The sequence below is a fragment of the Streptomyces sp. NPDC107562 genome (assembly GCF_055657325.1).
The window spans coordinates 394,938-408,606 of sequence record NZ_JBVKBE010000005.1 but is presented as its reverse complement, the minus strand read 5'-3'; the positions used below and the strand labels follow the sequence as shown (position 1 = coordinate 408,606).

14 protein-coding genes are annotated in these 13,669 nt (G+C 73.6%); 11 read left to right on the top strand and 3 right to left on the bottom strand.

The window, feature by feature from the left end; all coding sequences use genetic code 11:
• Nucleotides 1-115: 115 nt before the first annotated feature.
• Both ACZ7LV_RS18260 and ACZ7LV_RS18255 read right to left on the bottom strand, forming a co-directional pair.
• Entirely contained in the window at nucleotides 116-787 is a 672-nt protein-coding gene (locus ACZ7LV_RS18260; protein WP_471940421.1) for a lipoprotein, read from the bottom strand.
• Between the two features lie 92 nt (nucleotides 788-879).
• Nucleotides 880-1,746 (bottom strand): fructosamine kinase family protein, encoded by an 867-nt coding sequence (locus ACZ7LV_RS18255; protein ID WP_471940420.1) that lies wholly within the window; start codon nucleotides 1,744-1,746, stop codon nucleotides 880-882.
• A gap of 139 nt (nucleotides 1,747-1,885) precedes the next feature.
• Between ACZ7LV_RS18255 and ACZ7LV_RS18250 the strand changes: the two genes are divergently transcribed.
• The 5 genes from ACZ7LV_RS18250 (at nucleotide 1,886) to ACZ7LV_RS18230 (ending at nucleotide 6,495) form a co-directional block, all read left to right on the top strand.
• Nucleotides 1,886-2,521 carry a class I SAM-dependent methyltransferase gene (locus ACZ7LV_RS18250; protein WP_471940418.1) on the top strand — a complete coding sequence of 212 codons (636 nt, stop codon included), beginning with the start codon at nucleotides 1,886-1,888 and terminating at the stop codon, nucleotides 2,519-2,521.
• Between the two features lie 83 nt (nucleotides 2,522-2,604).
• A complete protein-coding gene (locus ACZ7LV_RS18245; protein ID WP_471940416.1) occupies nucleotides 2,605-4,137 on the top strand; it encodes an FAD-dependent oxidoreductase in 1,533 nt (510 codons plus the stop codon).
• A 76-nt stretch (nucleotides 4,138-4,213) separates the two neighbouring features.
• Entirely contained in the window at nucleotides 4,214-4,387 is a 174-nt protein-coding gene (locus ACZ7LV_RS18240; RefSeq protein ID WP_401670692.1) for a CsbD family protein, read from the top strand.
• 192 nt (nucleotides 4,388-4,579) lie between these two features.
• Nucleotides 4,580-5,290, top strand: a complete 711-nt coding sequence (locus ACZ7LV_RS18235; protein ID WP_471940415.1) for a cyclodityrosine synthase — start codon at nucleotides 4,580-4,582, stop codon at nucleotides 5,288-5,290.
• On the top strand, nucleotides 5,287-6,495 hold the full coding sequence (locus ACZ7LV_RS18230; RefSeq protein ID WP_471940414.1) for a cytochrome P450: 1,209 nt from the start codon (nucleotides 5,287-5,289) through the stop codon (nucleotides 6,493-6,495). The genes ACZ7LV_RS18235 and ACZ7LV_RS18230 overlap by 4 nt, the downstream gene beginning before the upstream one ends.
• Before the next feature lie 76 nt (nucleotides 6,496-6,571).
• Here the strand turns inward: ACZ7LV_RS18230 and ACZ7LV_RS18225 are convergent, their stop codons facing one another.
• Nucleotides 6,572-8,128, bottom strand: coding sequence for an APC family permease (locus ACZ7LV_RS18225; protein WP_471940413.1), 1,557 nt, complete (start codon nucleotides 8,126-8,128; stop codon nucleotides 6,572-6,574).
• Nucleotides 8,129-8,426: 298 nt separating this feature from the next.
• On the opposite strand from ACZ7LV_RS18225, the gene ACZ7LV_RS18220 reads away from it, so the two are divergent.
• The 6 genes from ACZ7LV_RS18220 to ACZ7LV_RS18195 all read left to right on the top strand — a co-directional run bounded on the left by ACZ7LV_RS18220 (nucleotide 8,427) and on the right by ACZ7LV_RS18195 (nucleotide 13,566).
• Nucleotides 8,427-9,578 carry an FUSC family protein gene (locus ACZ7LV_RS18220; protein ID WP_471940412.1) on the top strand — a complete coding sequence of 384 codons (1,152 nt, stop codon included), beginning with the start codon at nucleotides 8,427-8,429 and terminating at the stop codon, nucleotides 9,576-9,578.
• A gap of 129 nt (nucleotides 9,579-9,707) precedes the next feature.
• Nucleotides 9,708-9,896 (top strand): hypothetical protein, encoded by a 189-nt coding sequence (locus ACZ7LV_RS18215; RefSeq protein WP_401670680.1) that lies wholly within the window; start codon nucleotides 9,708-9,710, stop codon nucleotides 9,894-9,896.
• A gap of 22 nt (nucleotides 9,897-9,918) precedes the next feature.
• Entirely contained in the window at nucleotides 9,919-10,608 is a 690-nt protein-coding gene (locus tag ACZ7LV_RS18210; protein WP_471940410.1) for a hypothetical protein, read from the top strand.
• A complete protein-coding gene (locus tag ACZ7LV_RS18205; RefSeq protein WP_471940409.1) occupies nucleotides 10,605-11,531 on the top strand; it encodes a DUF6895 family protein in 927 nt (308 codons plus the stop codon). The genes ACZ7LV_RS18210 and ACZ7LV_RS18205 overlap by 4 nt, the downstream gene beginning before the upstream one ends.
• Nucleotides 11,528-12,445: a DUF6895 family protein gene (locus tag ACZ7LV_RS18200; protein WP_471940407.1), complete on the top strand. Its 918-nt coding sequence runs from the start codon at nucleotides 11,528-11,530 to the stop codon at nucleotides 12,443-12,445. The genes ACZ7LV_RS18205 and ACZ7LV_RS18200 overlap by 4 nt, the downstream gene beginning before the upstream one ends.
• Complete coding sequence (locus ACZ7LV_RS18195) at nucleotides 12,442-13,566, top strand: serine hydrolase domain-containing protein (RefSeq protein ID WP_471940406.1); 1,125 nt, start codon at nucleotides 12,442-12,444, stop codon at nucleotides 13,564-13,566. Before ACZ7LV_RS18200 ends, ACZ7LV_RS18195 begins: the two co-directional genes overlap by 4 nt.
• Nucleotides 13,567-13,669 lie beyond the last annotated feature (103 nt).

Sequence of the window (13,669 nt, the reverse complement as noted above, 5' to 3'; positions counted from 1 at the left end):
ACCCGGGCGGGAGTGAGTCCGGAGCGTACGCCATGGGGCGCTCCACGGAACCCGCCCGGACGTCGCCGATCCGCCGAAGGACGCGCCCGGTGGCGCGGACCGGTGGCCGCGAGGGTCAGGATGCCCGCAAGGTCCGCTTCGCGAGCTCGTACGCCGGGAGCATCGCCTCGTGCTCGGCGGTGTCCAGCCCGCCGAGGTGCAGGACGACCGGGCCGGCCGACGTGACGACGGCGAGCGCGTGCTCGGTCTTGGTGTCCTCCGTCAGCTCGCTCGTGTAGCGGTACTCCACCTCGGCGCCGACGAGGCCCCCCGCCTCGAACGGCCGGTACTTCTCCTCCCCGGCGCCCGCGTCGGCGCCGACGAACCCCTCCAGCGCGGTGCGCGCGTCGGCGCTGCCCGGCTCACCGGTCCAGACCCGCAGGAAGCCGATGTGCCCGGCGGGCTTGGCGTCCACCTCGCAGGCGGCGGTGACCGGCCCCTGCCGCCACATCATGTCCGCGAGATCCTCGGGCGCGTCCTCGCCGGGGGTGCTGACGGACTCGGCCGTCCACTGCGCGGCGATGTCGAAGGTGACGGGCAGCTCGCACGGGGAGCCCGCGGCGCCGATCGTGCCGCCGCTCGCGACATCGTCGCCCGCGTCCCCCTCGTCGGCCCGCTGCCCGGCGCCGTCCGCCGACGTGCCCGAGGACTCCGCGGAGTCGTCCGCCGCCCCGCAGCCGGTCAACAGCCCCGCCACCAACGCCACGTGGACCAGCCCCCGCCACGTGCATCCCGCCCCGACCCGCACCGTCGTGTCTCCTCTCGGCCGAAGGCGGAACTGTATCCCGGGCGCCGACACGGGCGGCGGGCGGGCCCGGCGACCGCACGGGCGCCGTCGGCTCAGCCCGCCGGGATCGCCCGCGCCGCCGCCAGCGCCCGTACGGCGTAGGACCGCCCGAAGAGCACGGCGTGCACGAGCAGCGGGAAGAGCTGGTGCAGCGCGACCCGGTCGCGCCACCCCGCGGCGAGCGGGGCGGTCTCCTGATAGCCGTGCAGCACCTCGTCGAGATGGGCGCATCCGAAGAGCCGCAGCATCGCGAGGTCGGTCTCGCGGTGCCCGCCGTGCGCGGCCGGGTCGATGAGCCAGGCGTGTCCGTCGGCGCCCCACAGCACATTGCCGTTCCACAGGTCGCCGTGCAGTCGGGCCGGTGGTTCGGCGGGCCCCGCGAGGTGCGGGAGCCGCTCGCAGACCCGCTCCACGACGTCGGCCTCGGTGGCGTGCAGGGTGCCGTCGTCCACGGCACGCCGCAGGTACGGCAGGACGCGGTGCTCGGCGTACCACCGGGGCCAGTAGGTGCCGGGGACGTTGCGCAGGGGGGCGAGTCCGATCGAGGCGTGCGCGGGGCCGCCCGGCGGCGGAGCCCCGAACGCCGCCGCGCCGCAGGCGTGCAGTGCGGCCAGGTCCCGTCCGAACCGCCGAGCCGTGCGCGCGGTGGGCCGTCCGACGGGCACCCGGTCGGTCACCAGCCACCGCTCGTCGTGACCGTGCACGGCCGGTACGCGCACCGTGCCGGCGGCGCCGAGCCAGCGCAGGCCCGCCGCCTCGGCTCCCGCACCGCCGGGCGCGTCCTGGCGCTTCACCATCACCACCCGCCCGTCGTCGAGGGCGACCTCGGCGAGCGTGGCGGACACGTGCACCGCGCCGGTCACCGCCCGCCCGGTGAACCGGGTCGCCGCCGCCTCGGGGCCCTGGTCGCTGGTCTGCACGGCCACCACCGTACGACAGCGCCCAGGACAGGCAGTTGCGGTATCGGCAAAGACATTTGTGGCGTGCGTCCGGGCCGGGACAGGCTCGGTCACGGGCGCCCGCCGGCGCCGTCAGCGCCGTCGCCACCGAGGAGAGACCATGACCGAACTCCCCGCGCCCACCGAGCCCGCCGCCTTCTGGGAGAGCCGCTACCGCGACACCGACCGTGTCTGGAGCGGCCGCCCCAACGCCCTGCTCGTGCGCGAGGTGACCGGTCTGCGGCCCGGCACCGCCCTCGACCTGGGCTGCGGGGAGGGCGCCGACGCGGTGTGGCTGGCGTCGCAGGGCTGGCGGGTCACCGGCGTGGACATCTCGCCCACCGCCCTGGAACGCGCGGCCCGGCACGCCGCCGACGCCGGGGTCGGCGACCGCACCGCCTGGGAACGGCACGAACTCGGCCTGAGCTTCCCCGAGGGCCGCTTCGACCTGGTCAACGCGCAGTACCTCCAGTCGCCGGTCGGTCTGGACCAGCAGGTGGTGCTGCGGAGCGCCGCAGACGCCGTCGCCGAGCACGGCACGCTCCTGGTGGTGATGCACGCCGGCTGGCCCTCCTGGCAGACCGAGCCGCCCTTCGCCCACGTCTTCCCCACGCGGCAGAGCGTGCCGGCCGAACTGGCGCTGCCGCAGGAGCACTGGACGGTCGAGACCTCGGAGACGGTACGACGGCCCAGCGTGTCGCCCGAGGGCGAGGAGGGCTTCCGCGAGGACAACGTGTGGCGCTTCCGTCGCCTTTGACCCGTGTCCTCGGCTGACCTGTTTCCTCGGCCCGGTGCGAACAGCCTCGTGTGATCGGCACCCGCCGAGGGCACTCGGCGGCCATGACCGAGCAGGCTGCATTCCACGCGTCGTACTGGCTCGACACCGCCCCGCCCGGCGAACCGGCGCCCCCGCCCGCCGGTGACGTCCAGGTGGACGTCGCCGTCATCGGCGCCGGCATCGCCGGGCTCAGCACGGCGTGGGAGCTGACCCGGCGCGGGCACGGGGTCGCGGTGCTGGAGGCCGACCGGATCGCCGCCGGCGTCACCGGGCACACCACCGCCAAGCTCAGCGCCCAGCACACCCTGATCTACGACCGGCTGCGCCGCACCCGCGGCGTCGAGGCCGCACGCCTCTACGCGCGCTCGCAGACGGAGGCCATCCGCCATGCCGCGGAGATCGTCCAGGAGCTGGGCATCGCGTGCGACTGGGAGGAGGCCGCCGCCTACACCTTCGCCCAGGGGCGGCGCCGCGTCCCGGAGCTGCGGGCCGAGGCGGAGGCGGCCAGGGAGGCGGGCCTGGCCGCCGAGTTCGTCACGGAGACGGACCTGCCGTTCCCGGTCGAGGGCGCCGTGCGGGTCGCGGACCAGGCGCAGTTCCACCCGCGCAAGTACCTCCTCGCCCTGGCCGACGCGCTGCGCGCCGAGGGCGGGCAGCTGTACGAGGGCACCCGCGTCACCGGACTCACCGAGGGGGAGCCGTGCGTGCTGACCACGGAGGAGGGCACCCGGGTGACCGCCCGGTCCGTCGTGGTCGCCACGCACTACCCGGTCTTCGACCGCGCCCTGCTCTTCACCCGTCTCTCGCCCCGCCGCGAGCTGGTGATCGCCGCGCCCGTCGACGAGGCCGAGGCGCCGGTGGGCATGTACATCACGCCCGAGCACCGCACCCGCTCGGTGCGCACGGCACCGTACGCCGACGGCAAGCGCCTGCTCATCGTGACCGGCGAGCACTTCACCCCCGGCAGCGGCGAGGACACCGAGGAACTGTTCGCGAAGCTCACCAGCTGGGCCGAGCGCCACTTCGGCACGCTGCACCTCAGCCACCGGTGGGCCACCCAGGACAACGACTCCACCGACCACGTCCCGCTCGTCGGCCCGCTGCATCACGCGAGCCGCCACGTCCACGTCGCCACCGGCTTCGGCGGCTGGGGCATGAGCGGCGGCATCATGGCCGGCCGGCTGCTCTGCGACCGCATCACCGGCGGCCAGGTGCCGCCGTGGAGCGAGCTGTACGACCCGCGCCGCATCACCCCGGTGCTGCGCGAGGGCGGCCAGTTCCTGCGCCACCAGGCCACCGTCGCCCGGCACTTCATCGGTGACCGGCTGCCCGGCCTGACCCGTCCGGGCGTGGACGACCTCGCCCCGGGTGACGGCGCCGTCGTGCATGTGGGCGGCCGGCGCTGCGCGGTCCACCGCGACGAGGACGGGCGCTTGCACGCCGTGTCGGCGCGCTGCACCCACCTGGGCTGCCTCGTGGCGTTCAACCGGGCCGAACAGGCCTGGGAGTGCCCGTGCCACGGCTCCCGGTTCGCCCCCGACGGCCGCGTCCTGCAGGGTCCGGCGGTACGGCCCCTGGAGCAGCGGGACATCTGAGCGGCGTTTGGGACTCGCCGATACGGGCCACTCGGGAAGGGCCAGCGAACGCCGTCGATGCTTGGAGTGAACGATCGTGGCGCGAGACCAGAAGGCCAAGGCCAAGATGGAGCAGGCCAAGGGCAAGGCCAAGGAGGCCGCCGGCCGCGCGGTCGGCAACGAGCGGATGACCGCCGAGGGCAGGGCTGAGCAGTCCAAGGGCGACGCTCGCCAGGCCAAGGAGAAGACCAAGGACACGTTCAAGCACTGAACGTGCCGCCGACGAGGAGCGGGTCCCCTGTGTGCCGGGACCCGCTCCTCGACTGTTGCTACGAACGTTTTCGGTCAAACTCACAGCGTGACTAGGCGGGCACGTCCCGTGCGGATAGCGTGAGCGCGCCGCGTCGCCACACCGGGGGCACAGGGCCCCGCAGGGACTTGCGCGCGGCGGAGGCCTACCCCTTTGACCACAGCATCCGTGCTGATGGCCGACGTCTTCCAGGTCCAGCCCTACACATCCCACTGCGAGGTGATCCACGCCGAGGGCGCGCATGCCGTCATCGGTGTCTCGCCGGGGAACAGCTATTTTTCCGCCCGGCGACTGCACGACCTCGCCCGCTGGGGGCTGGACCGGTTCGAGAAGATCGACTTCGTCTACACCGACCTGTACCTGGCCGAGATGTACGAGGCGTCCGGCTACACCCCCGACGACGCCCGCAGAAAAGCGGTCAAGAACCTCAGAGGCGTGCGCGCCAAGGTCCGTGACGCCGTCACGGCCGCCGACCCGGGCGGAGCGCGGCTGCGCTGGCAGCCCATGTCCGACCTCCGCGCCAACCCGTCCTACCAGGAGATCCACCGGCGGCTGAAGAACCGGCTGCTCACGGACGACGACTTCCGCGCGGTCTGCGAAGGCCTGGTGAGCCGCTTCCTGACCGCCCGCGGGGAGAGCGCGAGCGAGCAGCAGCGCGCGGTGTGCCTGGAGTACGTGTGCGCCGAGGCCCCGCTCTTCCTCGACACCCCGGCGATCCTCGGTGTGCCGTCCTCGCTCAACTGCTACCACCAGCTCCTGCCGATGGCGGAACTGCTCTACTCGCGCGGCGCCGGCCTGCGTGCCTCGCGCAACCAGGGCCACGCCGTGGTCACCCCCGCCACCGCCGAAGGAGCCACCGCATGACCACCGCCCTTGACGCCGCGCGCGCCACGGACGTCCTCGACTTCCCGTTCTCGTGGGACGGGACGCGGGTGCCCGCCGAGGTGGCGGCGCTGCGCGCCACGACCCCGGTACGGCGGGTCCGTACGATCGCGGGCGACGAGGCCTGGCTGGTGTCCTCCCACAGCCTGTGCCGCCAGGTCCTGGAGGACGACCGGTTCTCCCTGAAGGACACCTCCGCCCCGGGCGTCCCGCGCCAGTACGCCCTGACGATCCCGCCCGAGGTCGTGAACAACATGGGCAACATCACCGGCGCGGGACTGCGCCGGGCGGTGATGAAGGCGCTCAACCCCAAGTCGCCGGGACTGACCGCCTGGATGCGCGCGGAGGCCGAGCGGCTCGTCGACGCCCTGGTGGCGGCCGGGCCCACCGCGGACCTGCGGGGCGCGTTCTGCGATCCGTACTCGGCCGCGATGCACTGCCGGATTCTCGGCATCCCGCAGAGCGAGGCGCCGCGGTTCCTGCGCAGCCTCGACATCGCGTTCATGAACTCGCCGTGCCCCGTCACCGGGGCGAAGATCAACTGGGACCGGGACATCGGCCGCATGGCCGCGCTGCTGGACGACCCCGCGGCCGAGGGTCTGATGGGCGAGCTCGCGGCACTGCGGGTCGACCCCGAGTACGCGCACCTCACGGACGAGATGCTGGCCACCGTGGGCGTCACCCTGTTCGGCGCGGGTGTTGTCTCCACCGCCGGATTCCTCGCCATGGCGCTGGTCCACCTGCTCGTCCACCGCACCACCTGGGACCTGCTCCGGGACCACCCGGAAGTCCTCGACAAGGGCCTGGAGGAGCTGCTGCGGGTCAACCTCTCCATCGGCGACGCCCTGCCCCGGCTGGCCCTCGCCGACGTCCGGCTCGGCGACGTGCCCGTCAGACGGGGCGAACTCGTGCTGGTCCTCGTCGAGGGCGCCAACCTCGACCCGGAGAAGTTCCCCGACCCGCACCGCTTCGACGTGTACCGCGAGAACGCCGGGGACCACCTCTCCTTCGGCGGCGGCTCCCACTACTGCCCGGCGACCGCCCTGGGCCGCGCCCACGCCCGGATCGCCCTGGAGGTGCTCCAGCGGCGTCTGCCGGAGCTGCACCTCGCCGTTCCGGTGGAGCAGCTGGTGTGGCGCACCGGCTTCATGAAGCGGATCCCCGAGCGGCTGCCGGTCGCCTGGTAGCACGAGCGAGGCCCCGTCCCCCCCACCCGGGGACGGGGCCTCGCTCGTCGGCGGGGCCGCTCGCAGGCCCGGCGCGTCAGTCCTCGGCGACCAGCGCCGGCGTCGAGGCCGTCAGCACCTCGCCACGGAAGAAGGCCGGGCTGCGCCAGCGCATGACGGACATGATCACCAGGCCCAGGGCGAGCAGCCCCACGCCGATCACGAACACCGACCCGACCCCCAGCACCGACGAGCCGCTGCCGTACGCCGGGTCCCACATGTCGATCAGCGTCTTGGCGAACACCGCCGCCAGCAGCGCGCCGCCGACCACGGGGAACAGCCCCTTGAAGACCAGGTCGCGGCCGGAGCGCAGCAGCTCCCGACGGAAGTACCAGGCGCAGGCGAAGGCCGTCAGGGCGTAGTAGAAGCAGATCATCAGGCCGAGCGCGTAGATGGTGTCGACCAGCACGTGCTCGCTGACCAGCGTCATCACCGTGTAGAACACACCGGTCGCGACACCCGCGGTCACCGTCGCTCGTCCCGGCGTCCGGAATCGGGGGTGCACCCGGGCGTACGAGGCGGGCAGGGCCTCGTACGTGGACATCGCCAGCACCGTGCGGGCCACCGGGATGAACGTGGTCTGCAGGCTGGCCGCGGCCGAGGCCAGGACGGCGACGAAGAGCAGGATGCCGAGCGCCGGGCCCATCACCGGGCCGGCGAGCGCGGCGAAGACGTTGTCGGAGGTCTCGGGGTTGGCGAGACCGAGCCCCTGGTCGCCGGAGCCGACGACCATCTGCGCCGCCACGCCCGTGGCGAGGTACGAGCCGACCAGCACGACCATGGCGACCAGGGCCGCGCGACCGGGGGTGCGGCTGCTGCCGCTGGTCTCCTCGTTGGCGGTCAGACAGGCGTCCCAGCCCCAGTACATGAAGATCGACAGCGACAGTCCGGCGGTGAACGCGCCGAACGACTGCACGGCGAAAGGATTCAGCCACGACCACGAGAACGGCGCCGAGGTCGGGAAGTCGACACTGCCGGCCTTGCCGAAGGCCATGGCCACGAAGACGGCCAGCACCGCCAGCTGGAGCGCCACCAGCGCGTACTGCACCCCCTTGGTCGCGGTCATGCCGCGATAGCTGATCACGGTGGCGAGCGCGATCAGCGCGAGACAGGTGAGGATGTGGACGGCCTTGTTCTCGTCCAGCGCGGCGACGGACTCACTCCCTGTGACCTCACCGGCCAGCAGCCAGAAGTACGAGGTGGCCACGCCGGCCAGGTTCGACAGCACGATGATCGTGGCGATCACCAGGCCCCAGCCGCACATCCAGCCCACCCGCGGCCCGAACGCCTTGACCGTCCAGGTGAACGAGGTGCCGCAGTCCGGCATCACCTTGTTCAGCTCGCGGTAGGCGAAGGCGACCAGCAGCATCGGCAGGAACCCCGCGAGGAACACGGCGGGCATCTGCACGCCCACCTCGCCCGCGGTGGAGCCGAGCGTGGAGGTGAGGCAGTACACCGGGGCCACGGTGGACACACCGATGACCGCGCTGCCCAGCAGGCCGACGGAATTCCCGCTCAGGCCCTTGGCGCGCATCCCCCCGGTGGGGGATCCGCCCGTGTCTCCGGCCTGGGGCCGTGCATCCAGCTGAGTCATGAACAGGACGTTAATTCCTGCGGTATCCGTGCCGACTCGCCCTGAAGCGAACGGTGACCGGAGGGTAAGTTCCATTCATTCTGCGGCGTACCCCGCATAGTGCCTGCGATTGAAAGGTTTGTGGGCGGTGTCGCTCCGGGGTTCCATAGTCGTTTTCCTGCTGTCCGATATTCGGTAATCGCAGCGAGGCCCCGTGCGGCGCCTCGTGATCTTTCCGAGTGATCCGCACCACACCGCTCCCGCGCCCGTTCACCTTTCCGCAGGTTGGAGGCCCCGGAATACGTGGCACCTGGGGGGCATGGGATGGATGCGCACGACAGGACACCGAGGGCGGCGTGGCTATGACGCCGCCGTGGACGCGATACGACGGGCCTGCGCGGGCCCCGGCCGGGAGCGCGACCTGGCGGTACAGGCGGGCAAGGCCGCGCTCGCCGCGTGCGTCGCGTGGGCCGTGGTGGGGTGGTGGCTCCAGGCGCCCATGGCCTTCGTCGCGCCGTGGGTGGCGGTCGTCCTGGTGGAGGCGACCGTGTTCCGGTCGCTGGCGCACGGTCTGCAGCAACTGGCGGCCATCGCGTTCGGCACGGTGGTGGCCACCGCGGGCGTACTGGCCCTCGGCAACGCCATGGCCGCGATGGCGGTCGTCCTCCCCGTGGCGGTTCTGGTGGGCAGCTGGCGCCAGCTGGGCAGCCAGGGCATCTACGCCGCCACCGGCGCGCTCTTCGTCCTGACCGACTCCCCTGTCAGCGTCACCGGATCCGCGGCCCGGATCGCCGAGGCCGTCTTCGGCGCGCTGGTGGGCATCGCGGTCAACGCGCTGATCCGCCCGCCCGTCTACCTGCGCGACACCCGGGCCGCCCTGGAGGACGTGGCGGGGGAGGCCCGCGCCATCCTCACGTCCGTCGCCGACGGGATCCGCGACGACGAGTGGGACGCCCACCGCGCCGAGGACCGGCACGAACGGGCGCTGCGCCTGCGGCGGCTGGTCGACCAGGCCCGCTCCTCGCTCGGCTGGAGCCGCGAGAGCATGCGGGCCAATCCGCTCGGCCTGCGCCGCCGCCACTCGCCCGGCCCGGCGTACGACGACGCCGTCGCCGTCCTGGACTACGTGGCCGTGCACGCCGCCGGAGTGACCCGCACCTTCATGGAGGTCGCCGAGGAGAGGCGCGGAGCGCGCCGCCCCGACCCGGGGATCACCGGCCCCTACGCGGACTTCCTGTGCCGCGCCGCCGAGGCGATCCACCTCTACGCCCGGACCCGCTTCGGTGACGGGTCCGAGGACGAGCTGCGGGAGGCCGTCGGCAAGCTCGACGAGGCGCTCGACGCCCTGCGCGAGCGGCTGCCCAAATCGGTCCAGGGCGACCCCGACGCGCTGGCCGTCCACGGCGCGCTGCTGGCGCAGGCCGGCCGTCTCGCGGAGCAGTTGCCCCGCGAGGCGCGGCGGGAGGAGTGACGCGGCGTCACCCGAGGAGAAGTTGAACTGGGTAACTATGCGAATTTTGAAGGCGTTCGCATCATTCGCGTGGATGCGGTGACACCGGTAGCCGAAGGATCCGCAGTACACCCTGAGGGAGATGGTGACATGCCTTCCACCGAGAAGATCACCACGGAAATCACCGGCATCGAGAACGCCGACCTCGACGCGGTGCTCGACCCGGCCGAGGCCGACGGCGTCTACCGCGACAGCCGCGAGTGCGCGGCGCTCGCCCTGTCCGAGGGCGGCGGTTCGCTGCTGCTGTCGCCGCCGACCCCGCGGCCCAAGAAGGGCTGACCGGATCGACGGGAGCAGCGACATGGAGCAGTCTGGCACTTCCGCCCTCCTGGAGGGCGCGGTGCGGGAGCTCGCTTCCGGTGTGGTCTCCGCTCTTCGGAGCGGAGACCACATGCGAGAGGAGAGCACCGCGGTGACGGGCGAGACGGAACACGGCATCGCCTCGGCGGCGGTCCGGGTGGTGGGAGCCGACGTGCTCCTCCCGCACGTACTGCTGCACACCACGCCCACCCCCGGCGAACTCGGCCTGTTCCGCGAGGCCGTGGCCGCCTACCCGCCCCGTCCGGGCGCGGGCGGCACCGTCGCCTGGAGCCACTGGGCGATGACCCGGACGCTGCGCCTGTTCGACGCGGGCGCACCGGTCGCCGGGGAACCCGACACGGCCTGGCTCGACGAGGCAGGCTGGCAGCACCTGACCCACCAGCTGGCGGTGCTGGCACCGCTGGCCCGGCCCGGCGAGCACTGCGCGGTCACGCGCGTGGCCGAGCGCCGCCCGGTGGACGTCGCCCGGGGCTTCGTCCGGGCGGTGCGCCGCAGGGACTGGTACCAGGCCGCCGGCGCCGGACGCTGGCTGACCCTGCTGCCCGGGGTGCCCGACACCCTGGGCCTGGACGCTGGACTGGACTTCGTGGAACTCATGGGCGGTGCGGACGCGCGCGTGGCCCTGCACCTGCAGGCGGCACGACTGACGCGGCAGGGTGCGTTCGCGTGACCGCCGCCGACGTGCGGGAGGACCGGGGCGTCGCGGAGCTCGCCGCGGCCGCCCTCGCCTGGGCCGGCGCGCACCGCGAGGAGTTCGCCCTGGGCGAGGACGCGCTGGCCGCCGACGGGCGCGTCGACGCCAGCTGGAAACCGCTCGGCGAACTGGCCCAGGTCTGCGCGACCGTGACCCGCACCCGGCCGCCCTCCGACCCCCTGCACACGCCCGCCCGCGAGCTGCTGGCGTTCGCCTGGGACCAGACCGGGCAGGGCCAGCTCCTCCTCCGGCTCCAGTGCCTGGAACCCTTCGCCACCTACCCGCTGGAGGTGTACGCCGCCTTTGCCGCGGCGGGACTGCGGTACGAGCCCTACGAAGCGGCCGCCGCCGTCGTCGCCCGCACCCGGGGCTGGCGGCTCACCGAACAGGAGCCCACCCGACGCCTCGGCGTGCTCAACTCCGAGTCCCGCAGCGGCATCCCGGAACACGGCCCGTGGGCGGCGGCGCTGGACCGCACCTGGCTGGGCGGCCTGCCGGAACCCTGGACCTTCGAACGCGCCGCCGGATACGCCGTCACCCACGTCGTCTTCCACCTCACCGACTGGGGACGCGCCGAAGGGGGCCTGCCGCCGGAGCTGGAGTCCTACCTCGCCGACTGGCTCCCGGCCTGGCTCGACACCTGCGTGGAGGCCCGGATGTGGGACCTGAGCTGCGAACTCCTCGCCGTGGCCGGGAGTGTGCCCCGCCTCGCGGCCACGGCGTCGGCGGTCTGGCCGCACGTCGCGGCGGCGCAACTGCCCACCGGCGCCGTCCCGGAGGAGGGCGGCCACGACGGTGACGGCTTCGCCCTCTGCTACCACTCCACCCTGATGGCCGTCCTCGCCGCCGCGTCGACGCTCCGGCACACCGGCCGCGAGCAGCTGGAGGTGCTCCGATGACCGAGACCCGCCTGATGCACCACGTCGGCGTCGCCGCCATCGAGTGGCTGTGGACCCACCGCGACCACTTCCGGCTGGAGCCGGACGTCGACCCCGAAGTGGGCTTCCTGGACCGCTTCAAGCCGATCGGTGAACTCGCCCTGATCTGCAAGGTGCTGTTCCGCGAGGGTGTGGCAGGATCGCAACAGGCCCGGATGGCACGCGAGTTGCTGGACCACACCTGGCGCGACACCCTCGACGGCGGCCGCATGCTGGTACGCGGGCAGCGGATCGAGCCGATCTCGCCCATCCCGTTCGAGGTGTACCTGCCGTTCAAGGAACTCGGCTACAGCCAGCCCGAGGTGGAGCGGGCCGCCGTACTGAACCACCGCCTCGGCAGCTGGTCCGCGTTCGAGGCCAACCCCACCCGGCGGCTCGGCCTGTCCGCCTTCCAGCGCCGCTTCGGCCTCGTGCCGCGCCCGTCCGAGGCCGAGGCCCTCGGCGCCACCTGGCTCGCCCGCACCCCCGAGCCGTGGACGGTCGAGGGCCACATCGCCTACACCGTCACCCACACCGTGTTCCACCTCACCGACTGGGGTGAGCACCCCGACCGGCTGCCGCCCGCGCTCGCCGAGTACCTCGCCACCTGGCTGCCGGTGTGGCTCGACGACTGGCTGGACCTGCGACGCTGGGACCTGCTCGGCGAACTGCTCGTCGTCGACGCCTGCCTGCCCCGTCCCACCCTGGACCCGCGCGCGTGGGAGGGATTTGCCGCCGCCCAGCAGCCCGACGGGGCGATGCCGGCGCTGCGCACGATGCCCGAGGGCAGCCCCGACGAGGTCTTCGACCTCGTCTACCACCCCACGCTGGTCGCCGCGTTCGCCTCCGTGCTGGCCACCTCCCGGGCCCTGAGCGAACTGGCCCACGCGTCATGACCGGCGCCCGCACGCCGTGGCCGGGAGCACCGTTCGACCCGGAGCCACCGCCTGACGCCGCCCCCCTCGCCACCGTGGAGCCCCTGCCGGAGGCTCCGGCGGTCACCTGGGAGGAGGACGGACGGCTGGCACTGCTCCTGGAGGACGCGGTGGCCGCCTCCGACGCCCCCGACGTCGTCTTCGCCGTCACCCGCCACGGTCGCCGCACCCTGCGCTCCGGGGGCACCGCACCGCCCCCGGACCTGCCCCGCGAGGACCTGCGCTACGAGATCGGCTCCGCCACCAAGGCCTACACCGGCCTGCTCCTGACCCATCTCGTGGACAGCGGCCGGCTGACCGGCGGCGAGGACGCGCTCGGCCTCCTCGGACCGGGCCGGGACACCGGCGGCGCCCCCGTCACCCTCGCCCACCTCATGACCCACACGTCCGGACTCCCCGCCCTGCCCCGGGACTTCTACCTCCAGGCCATGCCCGCCTGGCACACCAACCCCTACGCCCGCTACCCCGCCGCACGGGTCGTCGACGCGTTCCTGCGGCACCGCCCCCGGCACCGGCCCGGAACCCGCTGGCACTACTCCAACTTCGGCGTCGCCGTCCTCGGCCACGCCCTGGCCCCGGCCCTGGGCGCCGGCTGGGAGGACCTGCTCACCGAGCACGTGCTGCGCCCCCTGCTTCTGCGCGGCACCGCCCTGCGGGCCCGCGGCCCGCACCTGGACGCCGTCGGTCACACCAAGGACGGCACCGGGACGCTGCCCGCCTTCGACGCCGGGGGCTTCACCGCGGCGGGCGCGGTCCGGGCCACCCCGCACGACCTGCTGACGTTCCTCGAAGCCCATCTCGACCCCGGCGGCTCACCTCTTGCGGGCGCGCTTCGCGCGGTGCGCACACCGGTGCTGCGGCGCGGGCTCGGTCACCGGCACGTCCACACCGTCGCGTGGTTCTGCCACCCCACCTCCGCGGGCGGACCGATGTACTTCCACAGCGGCGCCACCCTCGGGCAGCAGGCGTTCCTGGGTTTCCGGCCGGACACCGGCACGGCCGTCGCGGCGCTGTGCACCCGCCGCTTCCGCGCCGGGGACCCGTTCGCGGCCGCGGCGTACGCGCTGCTCGCGGAGGGGTGAAGGAGCCGGCCACGGGGGCTGGAGGGTGGGGGGGGGGGCGCGCACGCCGCCGGCCGCCCCGTCCCTCACCAAACGCCCGAGAACCTCCTATCCCCCCCTACGC